23 protein-coding genes and 1 riboswitch are annotated in these 26,035 nt (G+C 67.5%); of the genes, 16 read left to right on the forward strand and 7 right to left on the reverse strand.

Annotated features, from left to right (window positions below; genetic code table 11):
* Positions 1–3: 3 nt before the first annotated feature.
* Positions 4–843 carry a LuxR C-terminal-related transcriptional regulator gene (locus tag ACWW1C_RS03465; protein WP_455982140.1) on the reverse strand — a complete coding sequence of 280 codons (840 nt, stop codon included), beginning with the start codon at positions 841–843 and terminating at the stop codon, positions 4–6.
* 58 nt (positions 844–901) lie between these two features.
* On the opposite strand from ACWW1C_RS03465, the gene ACWW1C_RS03470 reads away from it, so the two are divergent.
* The 5 genes from ACWW1C_RS03470 to ACWW1C_RS03490 all read left to right on the forward strand — a co-directional run bounded on the left by ACWW1C_RS03470 (position 902) and on the right by ACWW1C_RS03490 (position 7,068).
* Positions 902–2,620, forward strand: a complete 1,719-nt coding sequence (locus ACWW1C_RS03470; protein ID WP_455982141.1) for an AMP-binding protein — start codon at positions 902–904, stop codon at positions 2,618–2,620.
* On the forward strand, positions 2,620–4,236 hold the full coding sequence (locus ACWW1C_RS03475) for an AMP-binding protein (RefSeq protein ID WP_455982142.1): 1,617 nt from the start codon (positions 2,620–2,622) through the stop codon (positions 4,234–4,236). Before ACWW1C_RS03470 ends, ACWW1C_RS03475 begins: the two co-directional genes overlap by 1 nt.
* Before the next feature lie 148 nt (positions 4,237–4,384).
* The gene (locus tag ACWW1C_RS03480; protein ID WP_455982143.1) at positions 4,385–4,537 is read left to right on the forward strand and encodes a hypothetical protein; all 153 of its coding nucleotides are present in this window, start codon (positions 4,385–4,387) and stop codon (positions 4,535–4,537) included.
* Between the two features lie 76 nt (positions 4,538–4,613).
* A riboswitch (M-box (ykoK) riboswitch) is annotated at positions 4,614–4,785 on the forward strand.
* 287 nt (positions 4,786–5,072) lie between these two features.
* Complete coding sequence (locus ACWW1C_RS03485; protein ID WP_455982144.1) at positions 5,073–5,225, forward strand: hypothetical protein; 153 nt, start codon at positions 5,073–5,075, stop codon at positions 5,223–5,225.
* A 100-nt stretch (positions 5,226–5,325) separates the two neighbouring features.
* Positions 5,326–7,068 (forward strand): NRAMP family divalent metal transporter, encoded by a 1,743-nt coding sequence (locus ACWW1C_RS03490; RefSeq protein WP_455984126.1) that lies wholly within the window; start codon positions 5,326–5,328, stop codon positions 7,066–7,068.
* Positions 7,069–7,117: 49 nt separating this feature from the next.
* Here the strand turns inward: ACWW1C_RS03490 and ACWW1C_RS03495 are convergent, their stop codons facing one another.
* Positions 7,118–7,306: a hypothetical protein gene (locus ACWW1C_RS03495; protein ID WP_455982145.1), complete on the reverse strand. Its 189-nt coding sequence runs from the start codon at positions 7,304–7,306 to the stop codon at positions 7,118–7,120.
* A gap of 368 nt (positions 7,307–7,674) precedes the next feature.
* On the opposite strand from ACWW1C_RS03495, the gene ACWW1C_RS03500 reads away from it, so the two are divergent.
* Positions 7,675–8,421: an SDR family oxidoreductase gene (locus ACWW1C_RS03500; protein WP_455982146.1), complete on the forward strand. Its 747-nt coding sequence runs from the start codon at positions 7,675–7,677 to the stop codon at positions 8,419–8,421.
* Positions 8,422–8,427: 6 nt separating this feature from the next.
* Here ACWW1C_RS03500 and ACWW1C_RS03505 read toward each other — a convergent pair whose 3' ends face one another.
* Complete coding sequence (locus ACWW1C_RS03505) at positions 8,428–9,180, reverse strand: IclR family transcriptional regulator (RefSeq protein WP_455982147.1); 753 nt, start codon at positions 9,178–9,180, stop codon at positions 8,428–8,430.
* On the reverse strand, positions 9,177–10,634 hold the full coding sequence (locus tag ACWW1C_RS03510) for an APC family permease (RefSeq protein WP_455982148.1): 1,458 nt from the start codon (positions 10,632–10,634) through the stop codon (positions 9,177–9,179). The genes ACWW1C_RS03505 and ACWW1C_RS03510 overlap by 4 nt, the downstream gene beginning before the upstream one ends.
* A 254-nt stretch (positions 10,635–10,888) precedes the next feature.
* On the opposite strand from ACWW1C_RS03510, the gene ACWW1C_RS03515 reads away from it, so the two are divergent.
* The 3 genes from ACWW1C_RS03515 to ACWW1C_RS03525 all read left to right on the forward strand — a co-directional run bounded on the left by ACWW1C_RS03515 (position 10,889) and on the right by ACWW1C_RS03525 (position 15,885).
* Complete coding sequence (locus ACWW1C_RS03515) at positions 10,889–12,388, forward strand: aldehyde dehydrogenase family protein (RefSeq protein ID WP_455982149.1); 1,500 nt, start codon at positions 10,889–10,891, stop codon at positions 12,386–12,388.
* A gap of 108 nt (positions 12,389–12,496) precedes the next feature.
* Positions 12,497–13,963, forward strand: coding sequence for an APC family permease (locus ACWW1C_RS03520; protein ID WP_455982150.1), 1,467 nt, complete (start codon positions 12,497–12,499; stop codon positions 13,961–13,963).
* Positions 13,960–15,885, forward strand: a complete 1,926-nt coding sequence (locus tag ACWW1C_RS03525; RefSeq protein ID WP_455982151.1) for a primary-amine oxidase — start codon at positions 13,960–13,962, stop codon at positions 15,883–15,885. The genes ACWW1C_RS03520 and ACWW1C_RS03525 overlap by 4 nt, the downstream gene beginning before the upstream one ends.
* Before the next feature lie 77 nt (positions 15,886–15,962).
* Here the strand turns inward: ACWW1C_RS03525 and ACWW1C_RS03530 are convergent, their stop codons facing one another.
* A complete protein-coding gene (locus tag ACWW1C_RS03530; RefSeq protein ID WP_455982152.1) occupies positions 15,963–17,102 on the reverse strand; it encodes an FAD-dependent oxidoreductase in 1,140 nt (379 codons plus the stop codon).
* Positions 17,103–17,198: 96 nt separating this feature from the next.
* Here ACWW1C_RS03530 and ACWW1C_RS03535 point away from each other — a divergent pair, with 96 nt between their 5' ends.
* Entirely contained in the window at positions 17,199–17,741 is a 543-nt protein-coding gene (locus ACWW1C_RS03535; protein WP_455982153.1) for a TetR/AcrR family transcriptional regulator, read from the forward strand.
* Here ACWW1C_RS03535 and ACWW1C_RS03540 read toward each other — a convergent pair whose 3' ends face one another.
* Positions 17,742–19,241: a carboxyl transferase domain-containing protein gene (locus ACWW1C_RS03540; RefSeq protein WP_455982154.1), complete on the reverse strand. Its 1,500-nt coding sequence runs from the start codon at positions 19,239–19,241 to the stop codon at positions 17,742–17,744. It lies immediately after the preceding gene.
* Positions 19,242–19,258: 17 nt separating this feature from the next.
* Positions 19,259–20,092: a DUF6498-containing protein gene (locus ACWW1C_RS03545; RefSeq protein WP_455982155.1), complete on the reverse strand. Its 834-nt coding sequence runs from the start codon at positions 20,090–20,092 to the stop codon at positions 19,259–19,261.
* Between the two features lie 89 nt (positions 20,093–20,181).
* On the opposite strand from ACWW1C_RS03545, the gene ACWW1C_RS03550 reads away from it, so the two are divergent.
* The 6 genes from ACWW1C_RS03550 (at position 20,182) to ACWW1C_RS03575 (ending at position 26,017) form a co-directional block, all read left to right on the forward strand.
* Positions 20,182–20,916, forward strand: coding sequence for an enoyl-CoA hydratase (locus tag ACWW1C_RS03550; protein WP_455982156.1), 735 nt, complete (start codon positions 20,182–20,184; stop codon positions 20,914–20,916).
* Positions 20,916–22,037, forward strand: coding sequence for an MBL fold metallo-hydrolase (locus ACWW1C_RS03555; RefSeq protein WP_455982157.1), 1,122 nt, complete (start codon positions 20,916–20,918; stop codon positions 22,035–22,037). Before ACWW1C_RS03550 ends, ACWW1C_RS03555 begins: the two co-directional genes overlap by 1 nt.
* A gap of 11 nt (positions 22,038–22,048) precedes the next feature.
* A complete protein-coding gene (locus ACWW1C_RS03560) occupies positions 22,049–24,463 on the forward strand; it encodes a cation-translocating P-type ATPase (RefSeq protein WP_455982158.1) in 2,415 nt (804 codons plus the stop codon).
* Positions 24,464–24,512: 49 nt separating this feature from the next.
* On the forward strand, positions 24,513–24,722 hold the full coding sequence (locus ACWW1C_RS03565) for an antitoxin (protein WP_293015800.1): 210 nt from the start codon (positions 24,513–24,515) through the stop codon (positions 24,720–24,722).
* A 2-nt stretch (positions 24,723–24,724) separates the two neighbouring features.
* On the forward strand, positions 24,725–25,162 hold the full coding sequence (locus ACWW1C_RS03570; RefSeq protein WP_455982159.1) for a type II toxin-antitoxin system Rv0910 family toxin: 438 nt from the start codon (positions 24,725–24,727) through the stop codon (positions 25,160–25,162).
* Between the two features lie 84 nt (positions 25,163–25,246).
* Positions 25,247–26,017 carry a VOC family protein gene (locus tag ACWW1C_RS03575; RefSeq protein ID WP_455982161.1) on the forward strand — a complete coding sequence of 257 codons (771 nt, stop codon included), beginning with the start codon at positions 25,247–25,249 and terminating at the stop codon, positions 26,015–26,017.
* Positions 26,018–26,035: the final 18 nt, after the last annotated feature.

Consider the following 26,035-nt stretch of genomic DNA (forward strand, 5'->3'; position numbering starts at 1 on the left):
CGGTCAGGGGATCAGCCGCAACTGTCGCGCCTTCGAAACCGCCTCGTGCCGGGTATGGGTGCCGAGTTTCGTTGCGGCACTGCGCAGGTAGCTCTTGACGGTCTCGGGCTTCAGCGAGAGCCGCTGGGCTGCTTCGGTATTGGTGCAGCCCAGCGCAATCTGGGCCAGCACGTCGAGTTCGCGGGGGCTCAGCGGACCGGCCGGTGCGGGCCCGCCGGCCAGGGCTTCGGCCAGCCGGTCGGCGAGGTCGCCGAGCTCGCCGGGCGCGACGTGCCGGCCTGCGGCGGCCAGTCTCCGCAGTTCGGCGTGCACCTGCCTGAGGTGTTCGGTGTTCACCGCGGTGTCGGCCGCCGGGGGCTGCTGCAGCCGTAGTCGACGGTCCACTTCGTCGCGGATCGCGAGCTCGTCGGCGAGCCGCTGCGCGGAGGTCAGCATGAGGTCGACGGCCCGCCCGCCGAACGGGGCACTGGAGCGGTAGGCGCCGTAGAGCACAGCCCGGGTCCGGCCGTCGACGACGACCGGCACCGCCAGTACCGAGCGGATGCCCTCGGACAACACGGGCATGTCGTAGTCGTGGGTGATGGACGGCGCGTGCCGGTAGTCGGCCACCGCCAGCGGTTGGCCCGTCACCATGCTGGCCCCGCCGAGGCCGAACGCCGAGCGCACCGTCAGGCCGCGGAGCCCGCCGCCTCGGGTGCCGTAGAACTCGGTGATCAGCAGTGCGTCGTCGTGCACCTCGCCGCCGAACATCACGGGTACCGCGCCCTGGGTGCCCAATCGCCGTAGTTCGGCACGCACCGCGTCGGTGTCGCGCGGGCGCAGCAGCGATGGGCCGGTGGTCACGGTCAGTACCCTCTTTCGGGGGTAGCGGGCGGATGGGTGTGACGTAGATCCTACGTTCATGGCGACCAACGCTGGGACAACCACCAACACCGAGCAGTACCGCGCGGCGCGCGATCACCTCGTGGCATCGATCGGCGACTACTCGCAGGCCGTCGAAACGTTCCGCTGGCCGCGGCTGGCCGGCGCCTTCAACTGGGCCACGGACTGGTTCGACGTCGTCGCGCACAGTCCGGAACGGGCCGGGCAGACGGCGCTGTGGATCACCGAAGAGGGCGGGTCCGAGGAGCGGTACACCTTCGCCGAGATGGCCGATCGGTCCGACCGGGTGGCGACGTGGCTGCGGGCGCTGGGCGTGCGCAAGGGCGATCGGGTCATCGTGATGCTGGGCAACCAGGTCGAGCTCTGGGAGTCGATGCTGGCGGTGGCGAAGCTCGGCGCGGTGGTGATGCCGACGACGGGCGCCCTGGGCCCCGCGGACCTGGCGGACCGGATCACCCGCGGCGGGGCGGGCTTCGTGGTGACCAACGCTGCCGACGCCGACAAGTTCGCGTCGGTCGATGGGCAGTACGTGGGGGTCGTGGTCGGGGACTCGGCGCCGGGCTGGCATCGCTATGCCGATGCGTACGAGGTGGTTTCGGCGGGTCCGTTCGCCGCGGTCACCGAGGTCGACGATCCGCTGCTGGTGTATTTCACCTCGGGCACCACCAGCAAGCCCAAACTTGTTGAGCACTCTCAGATTTCGTATCCGGTCGGGCACCTGTCGACCATGGCGTGGATCGGGGTGACGCCGGGTGATGTCCATCTGGCGATCAGCTCGCCGGGCTGGGCCAAACACGCCTGGAGTTGTGTGTTCGCGCCGTGGATCGCCGAGGCGACCATCTTCGTCTACAACTACAGCCGCTTCGACGCCGCCGCGCTGATGGGGCAACTGCGCCGCGCCGGCGTCAACACCTTCTGCGCGCCGCCGACGGTCTGGCGGATGCTGATCCAAGCCGACCTCGGCACCAAACCCGAAGGGCTGCGCGAGATTCTGGGCGCGGGTGAACCGCTGAACCCCGATGTCATCGCGAAGGTGCAGGACGCGTGGGGCCTGACCATCCGGGACGGTTTCGGGCAGACCGAGACCACGCTCCTGGTGGGCAACACCCCGGGGCAGCCGGTCAAGGCCGGGTCGATGGGCCGGCCGATGCCCGGTGTGCCCGTGGTGCTGGTCGATCCGCTGACCGGCGAGCGGGCCGACGAGGGCGAGCTGTGCCTTGAACTGGGCGCGCGGCCGCTGAACCTGATGACCGGCTATCTCGGTGACCCACAACGTAATGCGGCCGTGATGGCGGGCGGTTACTACCACACGGGTGACGTGGCCGCCCGCGACGAAGACGGCTACATCACCTATATCGGCCGCACCGACGATGTGTTCAAGTCCTCGGACTACAAGGTGTCGCCGTTCGAGTTGGAGAGCGTGCTTATCGAGCACCCGGCGGTGGTGGAAGCCGCGGTGGTGCCGCAGCCCGATGACACCCGGCTAGCGGTCCCGAAAGCGTATGTGTGTCTGGCCACCGGCTGGGACGCCGACGCGGAAACCGCAAGGTCGATCATGGAGTTCGCCCGTGATCACCTGGCGCCGTATCTCAAGGTCCGCCGGGTGGAGTTCGGTGACCTCCCCAAGACGATTTCCGGCAAGATCCGGCGCGTTGACCTGCGCAAGCGCGAAGATCAAGCGCATGCGGCCGGCACCCCGATCGCATCGGAATACCGCTATGAGGATCTGGTGAACTGATGCTGAGCTACGACACCGGGCCCACCGAGACCCCGATCCTGGAAGAGACCATCGGCGCCAACTTCGAGCACACCGTCGCGGCCCATCCCGACACGCTCGCGTTGGTCGACCGCGGGCAGGGCCTGCGGTACACCTACGCGGAATTGAATGCCGAAGTCGATTTGATCGCCCGCGGCTTGATGGCCCGCGGCATCGAGAAGGGCGATCGGGTCGGCATCTGGTCACCGAACTGTGCCCAGTGGGTCGTGACGCAGCTCGCGACGGCCAAGATCGGCGCGATCCTGGTCAACGTGAATCCGGCGTACCGGGTGCACGAACTGGCTTATGCGCTCAACCAATCCGGGATGCGCATGCTGGTCTCGGCGACGTCGTTCAAGACGTCCGACTACGCGGCGCTGATCGACGAGGTGCGCCCGCAGGCACCCACGCTGTGCGACGTCGTCTACCTGGACGGCCCGGACTGGGATCAGTTGCGCGCCGACAGCGCAGCGGTCGGTGCCGATTTGTTGGCGGCCCGGCAGGCCACGCTGTCCAACACCGACCCGATCAACATCCAATACACCTCGGGCACAACCGGATTCCCGAAAGGTGCGACGCTGTCGCACCGCAACATCCTGAACAACGGCTACTTCACCACCGAGGGCATCAAGCTCATGCCCGGTGAGCGGCTGTGCATTCCGGTGCCGTTCTACCACTGCTTCGGCATGGTGATGGGCGTGCTCGGCTGCATGGCTCATGGTGCGGCCGTGGTGATTCCGGCCCCCGGCTTCGACCCGGCAGCGACGCTCGACGCCATCGAAGCCGAGCGGTGTGCCGGCGTCTACGGGGTGCCGACGATGTTCATCGCGATGCAGCACCACCCGTCGTTCGCCGGGCGGGACCTGTCGAGCCTGCGTACCGGCATCATGGCAGGCTCGGTGTGCCCCGTCGAGGTGATGAAGCACTGCGTCTCCGACATGCACATGGCCGAGGTGGCCATCGCGTACGGCATGACGGAGACGTCGCCGGTGTCCTGCCAGACGCTGATCGATGACGACCTGGACCGGCGTACCGCGACCATCGGGCGGGCGCATCCGCACCTGGAGGTCAAGGTCGTCAACCCGGAAACCGGCGAGACGGTGGCGCGGGGCGAGCCGGGGGAGTTCTGTACTCGTGGTTACTCGGTGATGTTGGGCTATTGGGACAACGACGAAAAGACCCGGGAGGCCATCGATTCCGAGGGCTGGATGCACACCGGCGATCTCGCGGTGATGCGCGCAGACGGCTACTGCGCCATCGTCGGCCGGATCAAGGACATGGTGATCCGCGGCGGCGAGAACGTGTACCCGCGCGAGATCGAGGAGTTCCTGTACACGCACCCGGACATCGAGGACGCGCAGGTGATCGGGGTGCCCGACGCCCGCTACGGCGAGGAGATCTGCGCATGGCTGCGGATGCGCCCCGGAGCCGAGCCGCTCGATGCCGCCGCCATCCGGGAATTCACCGCGGATCGGCTGGCGCACTTCAAGATTCCGCGCTATGTGCACATTGTCGACGAATTCCCCATGACGATCACCGGCAAGGTTCGCAAGGTCGACATGCGCGCCGAGAGCATTCGCATCTTCGGTCTGGACTGAGCGGCGTCCATCAGCCTCGATTCTTAACAGTGTCTTGACGCCGTCACCGGATGTCATCGCCACGTTTGCGTGCTGTCATTGGGGGGTATGGGTCTGGCCATCGGCGGCACATGCCGGCCGGCGGGACAGATGTCGACAGGAGCGCACCATGACCGTTATTCGTACCGATGCCTTCCGCCGGGTAGCCAAGTTGGTGCGCCGTCGTGCTCATCTGACCCCACAGGAACGCCACAATCTCGAGCTGTCGCACACGCCACTTGCCGTGATCTCGGCTTCGCTCGGGGCGCACGTCGCGCACTGATCCAGGGGCCGTACCCGGCCACCGGGGCCATCATTCGACTTGACGGGTCCCGATCGCCGGGGCTATCTTCCAAAAGTCAGCACCTCGCTAGGCGAGGCTCCTGAACGAACAGAAGCCACTGATCCGACGACGTCGAGAGACGCCCAGGGTCAGGACAGGTCTCCCCGGATTAAGGGGTTACCCAAAGTGGCTATCCGCCCAGCGGATTACGTCGTCCAGTGCCGAAGCTCTGACGAGAGGGGTGTGAGCGATGTCGAATCATGACCGGGTCTTGACGGCCTGTCCGGCAATCGCCTTCTCCCTTTTGTGTTGTCATCGACAGCGTTGCCTCCGCGGAGGCCCGGCGGCAAGGAGGTGAGGGATCACATGAGACCCGGCGATAGTCCGAGTTCCAGTCCGGAACGAGAACGTATGTATTTCAATCACATTCAGCATTCTGTGAAGTCCCTGCTGTCCTGCCGCCGAGTTGGTGGTTTGGCCGTCTGACCGACGCCTAAGGCAGGCCCACGGGACCGAACCCGACAGGAGCTCTGTCATGACCGTATTCCGCGCTATCCCAGTACGCCGGCTGGCCCGGCTGGTACACACCCGCACCCGCCTGACCCCACAGGAACGGCACAACCTTCAGATGTCGCAGACCCCGCTCGCGGTGATCTCGGCTTCTCTCGGGGCACACCCGCACTTCTGATCCGTCCGGCCGCACGGTCCGCCCACCGATTTCGGTGGGCGGACCCCTGCTGCGCTGCCCTTCTCCCGAGAGGAATCTCGCCATGGCCCTCTTCGCTCGCATGCCGCGACCCACCGGCGGAACGCCAGTAACACAACATGATTCGCCGAGCACCGCGGTGCTCGACACGGCGCACGTCGGCGACATCGTCGGCGCGCTCGGCACCATCCGTACCGACGAGACCACCACGGGCCGCAGCTGGTGGCAGCGCCTGAAGATGCTGCTGGTGGTGATGGGGCCCGGCCTCATCGTCATGGTCGGGGACAACGACGCCGGCGGCGTCGCCACCTACGCGCAGGCCGGCCAGAACTACGGCATGGCGCTGCTGTGGACGCTGGCGCTGCTGATTCCGGTCTTGTACGTCAACCAGGAGATGGTGGTCCGACTCGGTGCCGTAGCCGGCGTCGGGCACGCCCGCCTGATCTTCGCCCGGTTCGGCAAGTTCTGGGGCGCTTTCAGTGTCGGTGACCTGTTCATCGTCAATGCGCTGACCATCGTCACCGAATTCGTCGGGGTGTCCATGGCGCTGAACTACTTCGGGCTGCCCAAGTCGATCTCGGTCCCGCTCGCGGCGGTGCTGTTGTTCGCCGTGGTGGCCGGTGGCTCGTTCCGCCGTTGGGAGCGTTTCATTTTCGCGCTGATCGCCGTCAACATCGTGATCTTCCCGTTGGCGTTCATCGTGCACCCGTCGGCATCGGAAACCGCGCACGGTCTGATCCCGTCGTTGCCGGGTGGGCTGAACTCGACGCTGTTGCTGCTGATCGTGGCGATCGTCGGCACCACCGTCGCGCCGTGGCAGTTGTTCTTCCAGCAGTCCAACATCGTCGACAAGCGGTTGACCCCCAAGTGGATTCGTTACGAGCGCGTCGACCTGTGGATCGGCATCGTCGTGGTGATGGTCGGCGCGGTCGCGATCATGGCTGCCGCGGCGTTCGGGCTAGGCGGCACCGCTGCGGCCGGAAACTTCACCGATGCCGGTGACGTCGCACATCAACTGGGTCAGCACGTGTCGCACACCGCCGGTGCGCTGTTCGCCATCCTGCTGCTGGATGCGTCGCTCATCGGGGCCAACGCCGTCGGCCTCGCGACCACCTACGCGCTGGGCGACACCATGGGCAAGCGCCACTCGCTGCACTGGAAAGTCAGTGAGGCCCCCGCTTTCTACCTCGGCTACGCGGCGCTGCTGGCGGTGGCTGCCACGGTGTCGTTCAGCCCCGACCACGTGCTGGGGCTGTTGACGCAGGGCGTGCAAGCCCTCGCCGGTGTGTTGCTGCCGTCGGCGACGGTGTTCCTGGTGCTGCTGTGCAACGACAAGGCGGTGCTGGGTCCGTGGGTCAACACCATGCGGCAGAACATCCTGGCCGGCGTGATCGTGTGGGCCTTGGTACTGCTGTCCCTGGCGCTGACCGCTGCGACGTTCTTCCCGAATCTGACTGCCGCACAACTCGAGTGGGGTTTCGGCGTCGGGGTTGCCGTCGGCGTGCTCGGTGGTGGCGCCATCGCCGGCGCGACGCTGCGGTCGCGGCGCGCGCAGCGGAAGCGGGCCGCAGCGGAGGTCGCGGAGGAACTGGGTGGCCTGGACCCCGAGCAGGTGGAGGATCTGGATGAGCAACCGGACGATCGCGCGGTCCGGAAGGCGCTGCGGAACCAGGAGCGGGACAGTTTCCGCACGCCCGCGCTCGACACCCTGGATCGGCCGGCGTGGTCGCCGCTGCGGGTGGCCGGCATGGTCGCGCTGCGTGGCTATTTGCTGGTGGCCGTGGTGCTGGTCGGCGTGAAGGTTGCCGAGGCGATCAGCGGCTGACAGAGGTGGGGCGCGGTGCCGGTGGTGCCGCGCCCCCTTCGAAACCGGTTCACAGGGAATCGCGTGCGGGGCAGTGCGAGGTGTCGCCGTCCTTGCAGGTGCACAGGTCCGTGTGCCGCCGTTCGATGTCAGCAACGTCACCTGTCGGGCTGCGCACCGCCGTAATGATCGCGGCCGTCCCCGCTGCCGCGGTGAGCAGCAACTCGATTTGATTTGCGGACTGCAGAAGAACCACCAATTGATGCACTGTAACCAGCCGATTTACCATGCTGACCGTCCGATGCATTGCATTGCTGTGCGTACCTGGATTCGTTCCCGACGACTGTCGCACAGTACCGACGTGGGCGTCAATTCCGCAAACGGTGTGTCCGGGTCGAGGTGCATGGCGGCCGCCTGATCGCCAGTGCGGGAAATCCCGCCGACGGACCAGGCGTGACACCGGCAGCGGCACCAATCGTGTTGCGTCGTCCAGCGATACGGGACTTATCGATGCCCGCCTATCCAGGTATCCCGGACGTCGGATTCGCGCCCCTCGGCATGCTGGGCGACGTAGGCTGAGTGCCCGACTCCCAGGTCGGCGTGGCGACGACGAAAGGTGTTGGCACAGTGAAGGTGACAGTTATGGGGGCCAGTGGCCTCATCGGGAACCTACTGGTCGACCTCTTGACTCGGGAGGGCGAGGACGTGGTCGCCGCGTCCCGGCGCTCCGGCGCCGACGTGCTCAGCGGTGTGGGCCTCGCCAAAGCCCTGGCGGGCGCGGACGCCCTCGTCGACGTCACCAACTCGCCGTCCTTCGAAGACGAGGAGGTGATGGATTTCTTCGTGAGGGCGACCACCAATCTGGTGGCGGCGGCCCGCGCAGCAGGGGTGGGCCATTACGTCGCACTGTCGATCGTGGGCGTCGACGAACTGCCGGACAGCGGCTACCTGCGGGCCAAGGTCGCGCAAGAGGGGATCATCGCGTCGTCGGGGCTGCCCTACACGATCGTGCGCGCCACGCAGTTCCACGAGTTCGCAAGCGCCATCGTCGATTCGTTGGTCGTCGAGGCCGACACCGACGAAGGCGACGAGCACGATGTGCGGGTGCCGGATGCCTTGATTCAGCCGATCGCGGCCGACGAGGTGGCCGCGTACCTGGCTGAGGTCGCGATAGAGCCACCGCGCAACCATGTGATCAACATCGGCGGGCCCGAGAAGTTCCCGTTCTCGAGGCTGGCCCGGGAGGTGCTGGCCCTCCATCACGACGATCAGCGGGTGGTGGTCGACCCGCAAGCGAAGTACTTCGGCACGACGCTGAAGAAGGAGAGCCTGGTCACCGGGGCCGGGGCGATGATCGCTTCGATTCCCTTCTGAGCGGCATCACGCGAGCAGCGGGCCCAACTGTGTTGCGTAGTCCTGTAATACCGGAACCTGCCGGAGCAGCAGCTGTTCCTGTTCGGCGCGCCCGGACATCGCCACCGCCGCCACCAGGGTCGAGGTAGCGGAACGGATCGGCACCGCGATACAGGCGGAGTCGGTCCGCAATTCTCCGGTCTGGATGGCGTGGCCGTTTTCCCTGATCGCGGTGAGTTGCTCGGCCAGTGCCGATTTCGACGTGATGGTGCGGTCTGTGAGCGCGGCCGGCACGAGGCCGAGCAGCGTGTCGGCATCGCGCTTCTCGGCGAGCAGCAGCTTGCCGACGGCGCTGGCGTGCAGGTGGCGGTTCAGCACGGATTCGTCTGCGGGCGGCGGGTATTCGCCGTCGGCGTCCGCGAGGCGCACGGAGGTGTTGGTGAAGTAGAACAGATGGACCCCGAAGCGCACAGAGAGTCGGAGCTCGGCCAGGGTTTCGCGGGCCCGGGTGCATACGGTGGGGGAGACCGCGGCATCGATCAGCAGACCCATCCGCGGGCCAAGTGCGAATCCCGACAAGTCCGGTAGCCGGACGATGTAGCCGTCGGCGACAAGGAGATTCAGCAGCCGGTAGGTGGTGGCCGACGGCATCGACAGGTGTTCGGCGATGTCCTTCGCCGTGACCCCGGTGCCGGCCAGGGCGACCGCTTCGAGCACCTGTAACGCGCTCTGTACTGCTTTGGGCTGGCGGCCCGACAGCGCGCCGTCGGCGGGGCTCATCGGCGCACCTCCCACGGGTTGTAGTCGGCGAACACGTCGCCGGCGACGGTCTCGTCGAACACCCCGACCAGGTCCGCCAGATCGGGCACCCGACGTCGCCGGACGAGGAACGCCGCCAAACCCATTGCCAGCAGCACGGAGTAGACCGCGGTGGCGATCCACACCGGCGATGCCACGGAGAGGGCGGCCCAGATGATGATGGCGACCATGGTGGCGGCGGTGGCGAGCCCGACGACCAGCGGCGCGGTGGTGAGCTCGCCGATCCGGCGCAGAAATGCCGGCGTCGCAAGGCAAACCAGCAGATACGCCACGATGTAGCCGTGGGCCGACACCGCCAGCAGTCCGACGAGGACGTCGCGGCTGGACTCCGCGGCGAACAGGTAGCCGACCGGCACCGCGACGATCACGGGCATCGCGATGCTGAGCGCGACGTGCGGGGTGCGGTAGCGCGGGTGGGCGCGTCCCATGGCGGTCGGCAGCAGGCCCTCGCGTCCCATCGCGAACAACGTCCGGGACAGCGCGGTGGTGGATCCGATCACGCAGGCGATCCAGGACGCGGTGATGCCGAACTCCATCGCGACGGACAGTGCACCGGCCAAGGTGTCGGCCGAGTCGGGAAGGGACAGCACGATGGGCGTCGACCCGGTTCGGGTCTGAATCGTGCCGGTGGTCTGCAGGACGGCGGCGAACGTGTACAGCGCCCCCAGCGCGAGCGGTGTCCAGCGGATCGCCCGGGTCACGGTGACGAACGGACGCTGCGCCTCGCGGGCGACGGTGCTGGCGCTCTCGAAGCCGACGTATGACGTAATGGCGAGCAGGAGCGCGAAGCCCAGGGCTGAATGTGGGGCATCGGCAACCGCTTTCGACGGTGTCGCGGGACCGGTGACCGCTCCGCCGAAGGCGATCACCAGGACCAGGCCGGCCACCACGATCGCGAACAGTTCGACGGCCAGCGAGATGCGCGCAGACAGTCTGATACCCCGGATCATGAGGATCAGTGCGGCGCCGCCGACCAGGGCGGTCAGGCCGGCGACGACGGGCTTGCCGTCCGGCACCCCGACCCTGCCCAGCAGCGCGGCGAGGTAGCTGGCCGCGCCGAGCGCACTGGCCATCGCCGCGGCGGCATAGCCGATGACCAGTGACCAGCCGGACGCGATGCCCGGTACGGGGCCGAGCCCCTTGACGGTGTAGCTGTACAGCCCGCTGACCGCGACCATCCGGGTGGAGAACTGCGTGATGCAGTACCCGACCGCCGTCATCATGAGGGCGGTCAGGATGAACACCGCGATCGTCGCGTGGCCGGCAGCCGGCAGGACCAGCGCGGGCAGGGTGACCATCACCGCTGATGGCGCCACCGCCGAGACCGACTGCCCGAGCACCTGGGTGAACGTCAGCTGCGCGCGCTGAAGTCCGGCGACCGGCGAGCGGCTCCGGATGGTTCTGGTGGGGCCCATTTGTCGGAAGGTAGCCGATCGCCGCCGACCTCGGCGGCGTTGTCGGGTAAACATCGAAAATCTTCAAATGAGAATCGGGACGCCTGCCCATAGCGAAAGACCCCGTGCCGGCACGCTGGATCGACGCGAGCTGCGATTATCAACCAGCCCGAATGAGAATGACGGCGCCATTTCAAATGAGAATCCGAATTCGCCGAATACCCATTCGAAATAAGTGGTGACGCGCACCACATCACGGCGTAAACATGAATTCCATGACAGCCACGATCAGCACCGAACTGGATCCGCGGACCGCCGAATTCATCTCCCGTCCGCAGCAGATGTACGTCGACGGTCAGTGGGTCGAGTCGGTTTCCGGCCGGCGTTTCGACACCGTCGACCCTGCCACCGAGCAGGTCATCACGACTGTCCCGCACAGCGGTGCCGAAGACGTCGAGCGCGCGGTCCGGGCGGCGCGGCGGGCGTTCGAGGACGGCCCGTGGCCGGCGATGACGCCGGCCGAGCGGCAGCGGATGATCTGGCGCATCGCCGAGGGCATCACGGCCCGGGCCGATCAGTTCGCCGAGCTGGAGAGCATCGACAACGGCAAGTCCGTCGCCGTCGCCAAGGCCGTCGACGTGACCTGGGCCGCGGAGATCTTCTACTACTACGCCGGCTGGGCCACCAAGATCGAAGGTCGCACCGTCCCGGTGTCGGTGCCGTGGGCCCCGGGCGGCAAGTTCCACGCCTTCACGCTGCGGGAGCCCGTCGGCGTCTGCGCTCAGATCACCCCGTGGAACTTCCCGCTGGTCATGGCCGCGTTCAAGGTCGCACCGGCTCTGGCCTGCGGGAACACTGTCATTCTCAAGCCCGCCGAGCAGACCCCGCTGACCGCGGTGCTGCTCGCCGAAGTGATCGCCGAGGCCGGCGTCCCGGCCGGGGTGTTCAACCTGCTGACGGGCTTCGGCGACGTCGGCGCCGCGCTGTCCGCGCATGAGGGCGTCGACAAGGTCGCCTTCACCGGATCGACCGAGGTGGGCAAGAAGATCGTCAATGCCGCGTCGGGCAACCTCAAGAAGGTCTCGCTGGAGCTGGGCGGCAAGAGCCCGCAGGTGGTCTTCGCCGATGCCGATCTGGAAGCCGCGATTCCCGGTGTGGCCGGCGGATTCCTGTTCAACCACGGCCAGACCTGCACCGCAGGCACCCGGCTGCTGGTCGAGGACGCCATCTTCGACGAGTTCACCCAGGGCGTCGCCGAACACGCCGCCGGGATGCGCATCGGGCCCGGCCTGGACCCCACCAACGACATCGGACCGCTGGTCTCCCGCGAGCAGCTCACCAAGGTCACCGGCTACCTCGACGACGGCATCGCGCAGGGTGCGCGGGCGCTGGCCGGCGGTGGCCGCCACGGCGACACCGGCTTCTACGTGCAGCCCACGGTGTTGGTCGACGTGAACCGCGACTTCAACGTCTACCAGGAAGAGATCTTCGGGCCGGTCGCCGTCGCCGTGCCGTTCAACCGTGACCGCGGTGTTCGCGAAGCCGCCAACGACACCCCGTACGGGCTGGCCGCCAGCGTGTGGACCCGCGACGTCTCGACCGCGCACCGGGTGGCGCAGCAGATCAAGGCCGGCACCGTGTGGGTCAACTGCCACAACGCGTTCGATACCGCGTTGCCATTCGGGGGATATAAGCAATCGGGCTGGGGGCGTGAACTCGGTGAGGGAGCCATTGCCGAATACACCCAGACGAAAGCCATCAACATCGCATTGTGAATTTCGCCGCCGAATGAGAATTCGCCGCACCATCGATTCTCATTTGAACTCATCGAAGCCTTACCCCAGGGCAACCAATTCACATTCAATTCCATCGAGGGTAGACCCATGACAACTGACGCAGTTCTCGATGCCGGTCGCAGCACCGGCGCCCCGCCCAACCGATTGACCGGCCGTCTCGGCCCGGTGGCGATCGTGTTCATGGTCGTCGCGGCAGCCGCGCCGCTGACCGTCGTCGCCGGCACCTTCCCGATCGGCATCTCCGCAGGCAACGGGGCGGCTTACCCGGCGTCGTACGTGGTGTGCACCGCAGTGCTGCTGCTGTTCGCGGTCGGCTTCACCGCCATGGCCCGGCACATCACCGGCGCAGGCGCGTTCTACACCTACATCGCCCACGGCTTCGGCCGGCATGCCGGACTCGGCGCCGCGTTCCTGGCGCTGCTGTCGTACACGGCCGTCCAGGTCGGTGTGTATGGCTACATCGGGGCATCCATCAACGAGCTCGTCACCGCCCACGGCGGACCCGCGGTGCCGTGGTACCTCTATGCGCTGCTGATGATGGCGGTCACCGGCTTCCTGGGTTACCGGCACATCGAGCTGTCCGGCAAGGTGCTGGGTGTCCTGCTGGTCTGCGAGGTCGGCATCGTCCTGGTGATCAACGCCGCGGTCATCGGACGTGGCGGCGCACAAGGACTTTCGACGGCGGTGCTGCGTCCGGACAACTTCTTCTCCGGTGCCCCGGGCATCGCGCTGATCTTCGCGCTGGCCGGCTACATCGGCTTCGAGGCCACTGCGGTATTCCGCGACGAGGCCCGAGACCCGGTGCGGACCATCCCGCGGGCGACGTACGCCGCGCTGCTACTCATTGGCGGCTTCTACGCGCTCAGCAGCTGGGCGCTGGTCAGCGCCTGGGGTGACACCGGTGCGGTCGACGAGGCGACGAAGAACCCCGCGACCATGCTCACCGAGACCGCGACCCACTACGTCGGTGCGGTGGGCGGTGACCTGGTCCAGATCTTCTTGATCACAAGCCTTTTCGCGGCGCTGCTGTCCTTCCACAACGTGCTGGCCCGCTACATCTTCTCGCTCGGCAACACCCGGGCGCTGCCCGAGCGCTGCGGCCGCTCGCACCCGCGGCACGACTCTCCGCACGTCGCCTCGTTCGCCCAGACCCTCTCGGCGCTGGTGCTCGTCGCGGCGGCGGTCCTCGCCGGCCTGGACCCGGTGACGCAGGTGTTCACCTGGTTCGTCGGCGCCGCGTCGGTGGGCATCGTGGTGCTGATGACGCTGACGTCCGCGGCGGTCGTCGTCTACTTCCGGCGGACCCGCCTCGACACCCGGCCGTGGCACACCTTCATCGCGCCGAGCCTGGGCTTTGCCGGTCTGGCGGTGCTGTCGGTGATGACCGCCGTCAACCTCCCGCTGCTGGTCGGCGGCTCCGGAACCCTGGCCGCCATCATCGGCGTCCTGCTGGTCGGTGCCTTCGCCGGCGGCATCGTGGTCGCGGTCATGCGACCACATGCTGGAGCTCGACAGAACGAAAACCCTGATATCGCAAAGGAGATCGCACAATGACTGCCACCATTCAACCCCAGACGACCACCATTCCCGACCATCCGCTCACCCCGTTGAGCGCCGACGAAATCCGCGCGGCACGCCGCATCGTCGACGCCCACGGCCTGCTCGGCGACAGTGTCCGTTTCGTGTTCGTCGCACTGGAGGAACCGCACAAGAACGACGTGCTGGCGTTCCGTCCCGGGGACGACATGGACCGACGCGCCCGGGTGCTGCTGCTCGACCGGGCCACCGGCCAGGGCTCGGATCTGGTGGTGTCGGTGACCGAGGCCCGTGTGGTCAGCGAGGTGACGATCGACAGCACCTGCGACGGCCATGTGCCGATCCTGGATCAGGAGTTCGAGGACATCGAGTCGTTCCTCCTCGACTGCCCGGAGTGGATCGAGGCCATGACCAGGCGCAAGCTGAATCCGACTGACGTACGCGCGGTTCCGCTGTCGGCCGGCGTCTTCGGCCACGAGGACGAGATCGGCCGGCGCATCGTCCGGGTGCTCGCGTTCTACCAGTACGACGCCGCGGACCTGCCGTGGGCGCACCCGATCGACGGTGTCGTCGCCTATGTCGACCTCACGGGACGCAAGGTGGTCAAGGTGATCGATGAGGTCGAGCTGCCGCTGCCCACCGAACGCGGTGAGTGGGATGCGGCGCCGCATGCCGTTCCCGCCCGCACCGATCTCAAGCCCATCGAGATCACCCAGCCCGAAGGCGCCAGCTTCACCGTCGACGGCAACCAGATCACCTGGGCCGACTGGTCTTTCCGGTTCGGCTTCGATGTCCGCGAGGGCCTGACCCTGCATCAGCTGTCGATCGACGGGCGCCCCGTGGTGTACCGGGCGTCTATCGCGGAAATGGTGGTGCCGTACGCCGATCCGTCCCCGGTTCGGTACTGGCAGAACTACTTCGACCAGGGCGAGTACCTGTTCGGCCGGTACACCAACGCCCTCGAACTTGGCTGTGACTGTCTGGGCGAGATCAAGTACTTCGACGTCACCATCGCCGACGAGAACGGCGAGCCCAAACTGATGAAGAACGCGATCTGCTTGCACGAGGAGGACTTCGGCGTGCTGTGGAAGCACACCGACATGTTCAACGGGATGGCAGAGGTCCGCCGCTCGCGTCGTCTGGTGATCTCGTTCTTCCTGACCATCGGCAACTACGACTACGGCTTCTACTGGTACCTGTACCTCGACGGCACCATCGAGTTGGAGGCCAAGGCCACCGGTATCGTGTTCGCGTCGGCTTACCGTGGGCCGGAGGGCTTTTCCACCGAGATGGCGCCGGGCCTCGGTGCGCCGTTCCACCAGCACATGTTTTCCGCGCGGCTGGACATGGCGGTCGACGGCCTGACCAACACCGTCGAAGAGGTGGATGCCGTCGGCGTCCCGATGGGTCCGGAGAACCCGTGGGGCAACGCATTCCGTCCACAGAAGACCAAACTGACCCACGAGCTCGAGGCCATGCGCACCGCCGACAACCTGAAAGCGCGGGTGTGGCACGTCACCAACCCGACCAAGCAGAACCGGCTGGGCCAGAACGTCGGCTACGCACTGCATCCGGAGGGTCAGCCGACGCTGCTGGCCGACCCGTCGAGCTCCATTGCCAAGCGGGCGGCGTTTGCGACCAAGCACCTGTGGGTGACGAAATACGATCCGGCAGAACGGTATCCGGCCGGCCAGTTCGTCAACCAGCATCCCGGCGATGCCGGCCTGCCGTCCTACGTCGCGCAGGACCGCAACATCGAGGGCGAGGACATCGTGGTCTGGCACACCTTCGGGCTGACGCACTTCCCGCGGCCGGAGGACTGGCCCGTGATGCCGGTGGACTACGCGGGATTCAAGCTGAAGCCGGTCAGTTTCTTCGACCGCAACCCGGCGCTGAATGTGCCGCCGTCGCCGAAGAAGTCGCACTGCTGCAACGGCTGAGCGCGAAATGAGCCGCCGGGCCTGGTCACCCCCGAAGACCAGGCCCGGCTTTTCGCTGTTCAGCGGTTGGTCAGTGTTCAGCGGTAGACCAGACCCGACAGTCGCCACGCCAGCTGGTGCTGGACGGCAGGGACTCGGCCGGCGAGGCCGATCGCCTGGTTCCGGATTGGACGCAGGGGCGCCGGCATCGTGGCCAGGCGGGTCAGCCGGTCGGTGAGGGTGATCACCTGTTGGGCCAGTGGCCGCCGGGCCGCGCTGTATTCGTCGAGCGTCTCCTCGTGCCCTGTCGCCAAAACCCTTGTCAGGGAATCGCTCAACGCGATGGCGTCCTGAATGCCCAGATTCATGCCCTGGCCGCCTGCCGGGCTGTGGACGTGCGCCGCATCGCCGGCGAGCAGCACCCGGCCGGCGCGATAGCTGTCGGCGACGCGGTGCTGGATCCGGAACCGCGACCCCCACGTCACGTCGGTCACCGTCATCCGGCCAGGGCCGAGTCCGCGGGTGTCGAGCAAGTCCTGGATGAACGCGGCCGACGGTTGTTCCGGTGCGGTGTCCACGGGCGCGACGACCCGGTAGGTGCCGTCGGGCAGTGGGGCGACCACCGTCAGCCCGCCCGACGCCCAGAACAGGACGACCTCGTGGTCGGTGACCTCCCCCGTCAGGTGCACGTCCGCCAGCGCGAACGACTCGCCATATTGGCCGCCGGTGAACCCGATGCCGGACTGCTCCCGCACCACGCTGTGCATGCCGTCGGCGCCGACGAGATATCGCGCTTGGATGGTATCGCCGTCGTCGAATCGGGCGGTGACGCTGTCGGCGCCCTGCGTGATGGCGGTCAGCGTTTTGGGTCGGATCACCTCGCCGCCGAGTTCGATCAGCCGTTCCAACAGCAGTCGCTCGGTGGTGGACTGCGGCACCGTCAAGGTGTATGGATACCGGGTCGGCAGCGTGCTGAAGTCGATCGACATCAGAGTGCGACGGCCATCCCGGATGGTGAACAGCGGTGCGTGGATTCCCTCCTTGACCAGGCGTCGGGACACGTCGAGAGCTTCGAGCACCTCCAGCGTGCGGGCGTTGACGGCGCCGGCGCGCGAGGTGTTGGCCCCCGCGGTCAGCCGGTCGATCACTGTGGCTCTGATATCGCGGGCCCGCAGTGCCGTGGCCAGCGCGAGGCCGGTGGGACCGGCTCCGACGATCAGGACATCTGTATCGGTCATCTGCGTCTCCTTCCGGGTATGCCAACAGTTGTTGGCATACCTATCGTCGCGCGCCGTTGCGCCAAAGTCAACAACTGTTGGCATACACTTGTTGGCATGCGCAGATCGTCTGAAGAGACCAAGGCGGTGATCCTCGCCGCGGCCCGGGAGCGGTTCGCGACGACCGGCTATCAGGCGGCGACCATCAGGGCCATCGCCGCGGACGCGCACATCGACCCGTCGATGGTGATGCGCTACTTCGGCAACAAGGACCAGTTGTTCGCCGCCGCAGCCGAATTCGATCTGCGGTTCCCGGACCTGGCCGACGTGCCCAGGGCGGAGTTGGGGGCCGCGATGGTTCGACACTTCCTGGACCGCTGGACCCAGGACGACGGGCTGATCGTGCTGCTGCGGTCATCGACCACGAATGCCGAAGCGGCGCAGCGCATGCAGAGTATCTTCGCCGACCAGCTGCGGCCCGCCATCGCGCGGCTGAAGCCCGTTGATCCCGCGCGGTGCGCCGGATTGATCGCGACGCAGGTGCTCGGCATGGCGATGTGCCGGTTCGTCCTCAAGCTGCCGCCCATTGTCGCGATGAGCGACGCAGACCTCGTCCACTGGCTCGCGCCGACTCTGCAGCGGTACCTCGACGAGGCCTGATCAGGTGTCGGGCACGCCGATCCGCCGGTAGCGCTGCAGCCGCACCCCGAGCCGCTGCGCGGCGGGCACGGTGTGCAGCGCGTGCAGCTCGGCGGCGATGGCGGCCGACATTCGCTGAGTGAACCCCGCCGGATCGTCGGCGGCGTCGACATCCTCGGGCACGATGACGTCGACGATGCCGGCCTTGAGCAAGTCCGCGGACCGAACACCTTGCGCGGCAGCAAGTTCCGGCGCGTGATCGACGTCGCGGTAGACGATGGCGCTCGCACCTTCCGGCGGCAGCGGAGCCAGCCAGCCGTGCTGCGCGGCGAGCACCCGGTCGGCCGGGACCATCGCCAGCGCCGGTCCGCCGCTGCCCTGACCCAGCAGCACCGACACCGTCGGGGTGTCGAGCGTGACCAGTTCGGCAAGGCACAGCGCGATCTCCCCGGCCAGCCCGTCCTCCTCGGCCTGCCGCGACAACGCGGGGCCGGCGGTGTCGATCACCAGTACCAGCGGCAGCTGCAATCCGGCCGCCAGCGCCATTCCGCGGCGAGCTTCCCGCAGCGCACGCGGCCCGACCAGGCCGCCGATCACCCGGCGCTGACCGACCACCACCGCGGGCTGCCCGCCGAACCGGGCCAGCGCCAGCAGCGTCGTCCCCGACTCCCCGCGCCCGGTCCCCGACAGCAGCACCCGGTCGGTGGCGCCGCGCGCCAACAGGTAATCCACGCCCGGCCGGTCGGCTCGTCGTGACGCCTCCACCGACTCCCACGCCGGCACGTCCGCGATCTGTGCACGATTTTCCGCGCCCTCGGCGGATTTTCGTGCACAAATCCCTGGGTCGGGCGGGTCGGTGACCACCGTCAGCACGCGATCAACGACGCCGCGCAGCTTGTCCAGCGGGACGACGCTGTCGATCACGCCGTGGGCGAACAGATGCTCGGCGGTCTGCACACCCTCGGGGAACGGCTCGCCGTACAGGTGCTCGTAGACGCGCGGCCCGAGGAACCCGATCAGCGCACCCGGCTCGGCGGCGGTGAGGTGCCCGAGAGATCCCCACGAGGCGAACACCCCACCGGTCGTCGGGTGGCGCAGGTACACGAGGTACGGCAAGTGCGCTTTCTTGTGCAGCTCGACGGCCGCGGCGATCTTCACCATCTGCAGGAACGCGACGGTGCCCTCCTGCATGCGCGTCCCGCCCGACGACGGCGAGGCGATCAGCGGCAACCCGAGCGCCGTCGCGCGTTGCACGGAAGCGGTGATCCGCTCGGCAGCGGCCACCCCGATCGAGCCGGCCAGGAAGTCGAATTCGCACGCCAACACGGCCACCCGGCGGCCGGAGACGGTGCCCTCGCCGGTCAGGACGGACTCGTCCAGCCCGGTGCGCAGCGTCGCGTCGGCCAGTTCGGCGCGGTATCCGTCGGTGACGGCCACCTCGAGGGGCGGGCCGTCCCAGCTGCGGAACGATCCGTCGTCGAGGATGGCGTCGAAGAACTGACGGGCTCCGGTCCGGCTCACTCGGTCAGGCTAATCGGCTAGCGACTGGCCGCGGTCCACACTTCGTCGTTCCGCACCCGGCGCCTCGCCTCGGCGGCCTGATCCTTGACCCACGCGTCTTCGAAGCGTTCCCCTTCCGGCTCGCGGCGCAGGCGGTTCATCAGGCGGTTCAGCCATGCCGGTGGCGTCGCCGGCTCGTACATCGGCAGCGCCGTGCTCAGCGAGTACAGCGTCTTCAGGACGACGAACACCCCGAACATCCGGGCCGGTGAGTTGGTCACCGCAGCGGCGAAGATGCCGAAGATCAGCGCGAGATGCACCACCCCGACCCGCCCGAAGCTGCGGTTGGCGGTCTGTTCGAGCACACCGAACGACCAGCGGCGCAGGTAGGGCACGTCCACGAGGAAATCGATCACGACGATGACCAGCATCTGCAGGCAGCCGAAGCCGGCGCTGCGCCAGTCCAGGCCCACCAACTCGGCGTTTCCGTTGTGGGTGAGGATCAGCAGGATCACCGCGATGAAGACGCCGTGCGCGGCGCAGAAGACCGCGTTGATGAAGAAGAACCCCTTGATGAAAGAGGCGGGCTTGGCTTTTGCCTCGATTGCTCCTCGCGTCCGCGCGGTGCCCTTCGACTGCGGCGGCTCGTACCGGAAATGGCCGCGGCGCGGGTTCCACCGTTGTTGCAGGACACCGCGGGCGTAGATGAAGAGCAGCCCGACGACGGTCTCGAACCAGTAGACGATCAGGGTCGTCGCCGCCGACCACTCCTGCGTGAACCAGCCGACCGCGGGGATCGCGTTGGCCGCGATCAGCGTCAACAGGTGGGCGAACTGGTTCGCCCTCGGCTGTTCGGGCGGGGTCGGTGGCACCGGCCAATCGTCGCACCAAGTCACCGGCGGTACCCCCCAACCGGGCTCGCGCCTCGCCGCATGATCGCCGCACCGCTTAGGCTGGCCGAATGATCGGAGTGACCCGGGACGGCAATGTCCTGACCCTGGAAATGCAGCGCCCCGAGCGGCGCAACGCGCTGAACGGCGCACTCGTCGACGGCGTGCGTGAAGAGATCGAGAAAGCCTCGCCGGCGGATACCCGCGCGATCGTGCTGACCGGAGCGGGCACGGTGTTCAGCGCGGGCGCCGACCTGTCCGACGCCGAGGGCGTGGCCAAGGAACTCCCGGACAAGGCGCTGGCCCTGAACCTGGCCATCGACGCCAGCCCGATTCCGATCATCGCGGCGCTCAACGGCCCCGCGATCGGCGCAGGCGTCATCCTGGCCATGATCTGTGACCTGCGCGTCGCCGTCCCAGGCACCTACTTCCAGTTCCCCATCGCCAAATACGGTCTGGCGCTGGATAACTGGAGCATCCGCCGGCTGACGTCGCTGGTCGGCCACGGCCGCGCCCGTGGCATGCTGATCGCCGCCGAACGCCTCGATTTCGACACCGCACTGCAGACCGGCATGGTCAACCGCGCCGGCACGCTGGCCGACGCACAGGCGTGGGCGGCCGAGATCGCCGGCCACGCGCCGCTGTCGGTCGCGCACTCCAAGCGCGTGCTCAACGACGACGGTGCCTACGACACCGTCCGCGGCGAGCACACCCGCATGTTCAACAAGGCCTGGGCCAGCCCGGACGTGATCGAGGCCCAGGTGGCCCGGTTCGAGAAGCGGGCACCGAGGTTCCAGGGCGCCTGATGCTGCGACGGGCACTGCGGCTGATGTGGGGAACGGCGGCGCTGGTCGCCGGCGGCTGGGTGGTGCGGGCGCTCAACGGCGCGCCCGCCGCACTCGGTGCCGGCCCCGCGGACATCAACGCGGTCGCGGCCGGCTCGCCCAACAATCACGACGGGGTCTTCGTCAACCTCGAGCCGCCGTCCGGCACGGAACTGAGCCGGGAACAGCAGGCCGGGCTCGTGCGTGACCTCATCACGGCCGGCGCGACCCAGAAGCCCCCGGTGCCCATCCCGTTGGTGGTGCCCGATCCGGGGCTGGCCGCCGGTGACCTGGCGGTCACCTGGTTCGGGCATTCCTCGGCGCTGATCGAGATCGACGGCTATCGCGTACTGGCCGACCCGGTGTGGAGCAGGCGGTGCTCCCCGTCCCGCCGGGTCGGTCCGCAGCGGCTCCATGAGGTACCCGCGCCGCTGGAGGCGCTGCCCGCCGTCGACGCGGTGATCATCAGCCACGATCACTACGACCACCTCGACATCGACACCGTCACACAGCTGGCCGGCATGCAGCGTGCCAAGTTTTTCGTGCCGCTCGGCATCGGTGCGCACCTGCGCTGGTGGGGCATCCCGGCCGAGCGCATCGTCGAACTCGATTGGAATCAGAGCGCCAAGCTCGGCGAGCTCACCCTGGTGTGCACGCCGGCCCGGCACTTCTCGGGCCGCTTCCTGACCCGCAACACCACCCTGTGGGCGTCGTGGGCGCTGATCGGTCCGCAGCACCGCGCGTTCTTCGGCGGCGACACCGGCTACACCAAGAGCTTCGGCGACATCGGCGCGGACTACGGGCCGTTCGATCTGACGCTCATGCCCATCGGGGCGTACCACCCGGGCTGGCCGGACATCCACATGAATCCCGAATTCGCGGTGCGCGCGCATCGCGATGTGACCGACAGCGGCCTGTTGGTGCCGATCCACTGGGCGACGTTCCGGCTGGCTCCGCACCCGTGGTCCGAGCCGGTCGAGCGGATGATCGTGGCCGCTCGCGACGAATCCGTCGACGTGGCCGTGCCCATGCCGGGCCAGCGGCTGGAGCCGGCGCGGCTGCCGGGACTGGATGAGTGGTGGCGGCCGTCAACAACTTCGTAGAGGGATGACGCGTGACTGTCGACGATCCGGAACGCACAGCTGAGGGCCTCTCGGATGACGAAGTAGCGCAGCGGGTCGCCGCCGGCCAGACCAACGACGTCCCGACCCGGGCGGCGCGCAGTGTCTCGGAGATCATCCGCGCCAACGTTTTCACCCGGATCAACGCGATCCTCGGGGCGCTGTTCCTGATCGTGCTGGCGACGGGCTCGGTGATCAACGGACTGTTCGGGTTGCTGATCGTCGCCAACAGCGCCATCGGCATCATCCAGGAGCTGCGGGCCAAGCAGACGCTGGACCGGCTGGCCATCGTCGGGCAGGCAAAACCGTTGGTGCGCAGGCAGTCCGGTACGCAGGAACGGCCTGCCGGTGAGGTGGTGCTCGACGATGTCATCGAACTCGGCCCGGGCGATCAGATCGTGGTCGACGGCGTCGTGCTGGAAGCGGCCAACCTCGAGGTGGACGAGTCGCTGCTCACCGGTGAGGCCGACGCCATCGACAAGAACCCGGGTGACCCGGTCATGTCGGGCAGTTTCGTCGTCGCGGGTGGCGGCTCCTACCGCGCCACCAAGGTGGGCCGCGCGGCATACGCGGCCCAATTGGCCGACGAGGCAAGCAAATTCACCCTGGTCAAGTCCGAGCTGCGCAGTGGCATCAACACCATCCTGCGGTTCATCACCTACCTGCTCTGGCCGGCCGGCGCGCTGATCATCTACACCCAGCTGTTCACCGTGACCGGTGTGGGCTGGAAGGAATCAGTGCTGCGGACCGTCGGGGCCCTCGTGCCGATGGTGCCCGAGGGCCTGGTGCTGATGACGTCGCTGGCGTTCGCCGTCGGCGTGGTCCGGTTGGGCCGGCGGCAGTGCCTGGTGCAGGAACTGCCCGCCATCGAAGGCCTGGCCCGGGTGGACGTGGTGTGCGCCGACAAGACCGGGACGCTGACCGAAAACGGTATGCGCGTCAGCGATCTGACCACTCTCACGGCCGTGGACGGTGCCGCCGCGGCTTCAGACGTCTTGGCGCAGATGGCGGCCGACGACGTCCGGCCCAACGCGAGCATGGCCGCGATCGCCGAGGCGTACAAGCTGCCGCCGGGCTGGACCCGGACCGCGAACGCACCGTTCAAATCGGCCACCAAGTGGAGTGGGGTGTCCTACGGCGAGCACGGTAACTGGGTGCTCGGCGCGCCCGACGTCCTGCTCGCCGCCGGATCAGCGGAAGCCGAGCAGGCCGAACAGATCGGCGCACAAGGTCTGCGGGTGCTGTTGCTCGGTTCCTCGGACCGTCCCGTGGACGCACCCGACGCACCCGGTGAAGTGACCCCCGCGGCGCTGGTGACGCTGGAGCAGCGCGTCCGCCCCGATGCCGGGGAGACGCTGGACTACTTTGCGCAGCAGCACGTCTCGGTCAAGGTGATCTCCGGAGACAACGCGGTGTCGGTGGGTGCGGTGGCCGGTTCCCTCGGCCTGCACGGTGAGACACTGGACGCCCGTCACCTCCCGGACGAACCGGAGCAGCTGGCCGAAACCGTCAGCGAATACACCACGTTCGGCCGGGTCCGGCCGGATCAGAAGCGCGCCATGGTGCATGCACTGCAGTCCCGCGGTCACACCGTCGCGATGACCGGTGACGGCGTCAACGACGTGCTGGCCCTCAAAGACGCCGACATCGGCGTCGCCATGGGGTCGGGCAGCTCGGCGACCCGGGCCGTCGCGCAGATCGTCTTGCTGGACAACAAGTTCGCCACCCTGCCCTATGTGGTGGGGGAGGGCCGCCGCGTCATCGGCAACATCGAGCGCGTCTCGAACCTGTTCCTGACCAAGACGGTCTACTCGGTGCTGCTGGCCGTTCTCGTGGGGCTGGCGGGCCTGTCGGCCAGGTTCTTCGGCACCGAGCCGGTGCTGTACCCGTTCCAGCCCATCCACGTCACCATCGCGGCGTGGTTCACCATCGGCATCCCGGCGTTCGTGCTGTCACTGGCGCCGAACAATGAACGGGCACATCACGGTTTCGTGCGCCGGGTGATGACGGCCGCGCTGCCGTCGGGCCTGGTGGTCGGGGCCGCGACGTTCGCCTCGTACCTGCTGGCCTATCACGGGAAGTACGCCGACCCGGTCGAGCAGAACCAGGCGTCCACCGCCGCGCTGATCACGCTGCTGGTGTCGGCGGTGTGGGTGCTGGCCGTGGTGGCCCGGCCGTATCAGTGGTGGCGAATCGCCCTGGTCGCGGCGTCGGCGTTGGCGTACGTGGTGATTTTTTCGATTCCCTGGGCGCAGCAACAGTTCATGCTCGATCCGTCGAACTTGGCGCTGACCTCGGCGGCCCTCGGAATCGGCCTGGTCGGCGCCGGTGCCATCGAGGTGCTGTGGTGGCTGCAAGGCCGCTGGCTGGGCGAGCGGCGTCAGTTGTGGCGAACCGGCGAGCAATGAAGAATGAGCACGTTCACCGGACAATCCGGCAATAGATAGGGTGGGAATCATGGGATTTCTGGACAAGGTGAAGGACCTGGCGGCGCAGAACGCCGACAAGGTCGAGGCCGCTATCGAGAAGGTCGGCGACATCGTCGACGAGAAGACCGAAGGCAAGTTCAAGGGCGCCGTCGACAGCGCTCAGGAAGCGGCGAAGAAGGCCGTTGCAGGAGATCAGCCGGCTGAGGCTCCTGCCGAGGGGACGCAAGAACAGCAGTAGTCATGGCAAAGCTCGCAAGTTCCATCGAAGTTCCGCTGTCACCTGAAAAGGCCTGGGAGGCCGCGTCGGACCTCTCCCGGTACGACGACTGGCTGTCCATTCACCGCATGTGGCGCAGCGCGCTGCCCGAGACCTTGGGGAAGGGCACGCAGATCTCGTCCGTCGTCGAGGTCAAGGGCATGCTCAACCGGGTCGACTGGACCATCGTGCACTACAACCCTCCCGGATCGTTGACCCTCAACGGTGTCGGCAAGGGTGGTGTCCGGGTCAAGTTGATGGCCAAGATCACGCCGGCCGGAGACGGTTCGAATGTGGCGTTCGACGTCCACCTCGGTGGTCCGGCGCTGTTCGGCCCCATCGGCATGGTGGTGGCGGCCGCGCTGCGGTCGGACATCCACCGGTCGCTGGACAAGTTCAAGGAGTTGTTCGCGTCGGTTTAGACCACGTTCGGTGCAGCGATGAGTTTTCGGCGGGGTGGTTGTCTCTACTGATGACCACCCCGTTACTCGTCTAGGGAGAACATCATGGCTACTCGTACCGCAACCCCGCTGGGCGCTCCGGTCTGGATCGACCTCGGCACCTCGGATCTGGCTGGCGCTCAGGCGTTCTACCGGACCGTGATGGGTTGGGACTACGAGAACCCCGGCCCCGACTACGGCGGTTACATCAACGCCCGGTGCGACGGCCGCTACGTCGGCGGCCTGATGACCAACGACCCGGCGTGGAATGCCCCCGACGGCTGGAGTGTCTACCTGCACACGGCCGACATCCAGGCCACCATCGAGGCCGCTGTCGCCGCCGGCGGTACCAACTGCATCCCGGCCATGGAGGTACCCGAGAAGGGCTGGATGGCCATGCTCACCGATCCGACCGGCGCCGCCGTCGGCCTGTGGCAGCCGACGGGCCACCAGGGTTTCGAAGCCTACGAAGAGGCCGGCGCCCCCGTGTGGTTCCAGCTGACCACGACGGACTTCGCCAAAGCCACCGAGTTCTACACGACAGTGTTCGGCTGGCAGCTGCAGGTCGAGGCCGACAGCCCCGAATTCCGCTACAGCAACGCCATCTTCGACGGCACCCCGCTGATCGGCGTGATGGACGGCTCGGTCATCCCCGGCCTGGACCGCTCCACGTGGAACGTGTTCCTCGGCAGCGACGACGTCGACAAGACCATCGAGCTCATCACCGCGGGCGGCGGCTCCGTCGTGCGCGCCGCCGAGGACACCCCGTACGGCCGGCTGGCCGCGGTCACCGACCCGACGGGCGCGGCGTTCAACCTGTCGTCGTTGAAGGACTGATCGCCCAAACTGAGCTTG

This window comes from Mycobacterium sp. HM-7, assembly GCF_053852335.1.

Bases quoted from the DNA above. Each gene is read 5' to 3' on its own strand.
- ACWW1C_RS03470 (WP_455982141.1), top strand. From the start codon at position 902: ATGGCGACCAACGCTGGGACAACCACCAACACCGAGCAGTACCGCGCG.
- ACWW1C_RS03475 (WP_455982142.1), top strand. From the start codon at position 2,620: ATGCTGAGCTACGACACCGGGCCCACCGAGACCCCGATCCTGGAAGAG.
- ACWW1C_RS03480 (WP_455982143.1), top strand. From the start codon at position 4,385: ATGACCGTTATTCGTACCGATGCCTTCCGCCGGGTAGCCAAGTTGGTG.
- ACWW1C_RS03485 (WP_455982144.1), top strand. From the start codon at position 5,073: ATGACCGTATTCCGCGCTATCCCAGTACGCCGGCTGGCCCGGCTGGTA.
- ACWW1C_RS03490 (WP_455984126.1), top strand. From the start codon at position 5,326: ATGCCGCGACCCACCGGCGGAACGCCAGTAACACAACATGATTCGCCG.
- ACWW1C_RS03505 (WP_455982147.1), bottom strand. From the start codon at position 9,180: ATGAGCCCCGCCGACGGCGCGCTGTCGGGCCGCCAGCCCAAAGCAGTA.
- ACWW1C_RS03510 (WP_455982148.1), bottom strand. From the start codon at position 10,634: ATGGGCCCCACCAGAACCATCCGGAGCCGCTCGCCGGTCGCCGGACTT.
- ACWW1C_RS03515 (WP_455982149.1), top strand. From the start codon at position 10,889: ATGACAGCCACGATCAGCACCGAACTGGATCCGCGGACCGCCGAATTC.
- ACWW1C_RS03520 (WP_455982150.1), top strand. From the start codon at position 12,497: ATGACAACTGACGCAGTTCTCGATGCCGGTCGCAGCACCGGCGCCCCG.
- ACWW1C_RS03525 (WP_455982151.1), top strand. From the start codon at position 13,960: ATGACTGCCACCATTCAACCCCAGACGACCACCATTCCCGACCATCCG.
- ACWW1C_RS03530 (WP_455982152.1), bottom strand. From the start codon at position 17,102: ATGACCGATACAGATGTCCTGATCGTCGGAGCCGGTCCCACCGGCCTC.
- ACWW1C_RS03535 (WP_455982153.1), top strand. From the start codon at position 17,199: ATGCGCAGATCGTCTGAAGAGACCAAGGCGGTGATCCTCGCCGCGGCC.
- ACWW1C_RS03550 (WP_455982156.1), top strand. From the start codon at position 20,182: ATGATCGGAGTGACCCGGGACGGCAATGTCCTGACCCTGGAAATGCAG.
- ACWW1C_RS03555 (WP_455982157.1), top strand. From the start codon at position 20,916: ATGCTGCGACGGGCACTGCGGCTGATGTGGGGAACGGCGGCGCTGGTC.
- ACWW1C_RS03565 (WP_293015800.1), top strand. From the start codon at position 24,513: ATGGGATTTCTGGACAAGGTGAAGGACCTGGCGGCGCAGAACGCCGAC.
- ACWW1C_RS03570 (WP_455982159.1), top strand. From the start codon at position 24,725: ATGGCAAAGCTCGCAAGTTCCATCGAAGTTCCGCTGTCACCTGAAAAG.
- ACWW1C_RS03575 (WP_455982161.1), top strand. From the start codon at position 25,247: ATGGCTACTCGTACCGCAACCCCGCTGGGCGCTCCGGTCTGGATCGAC.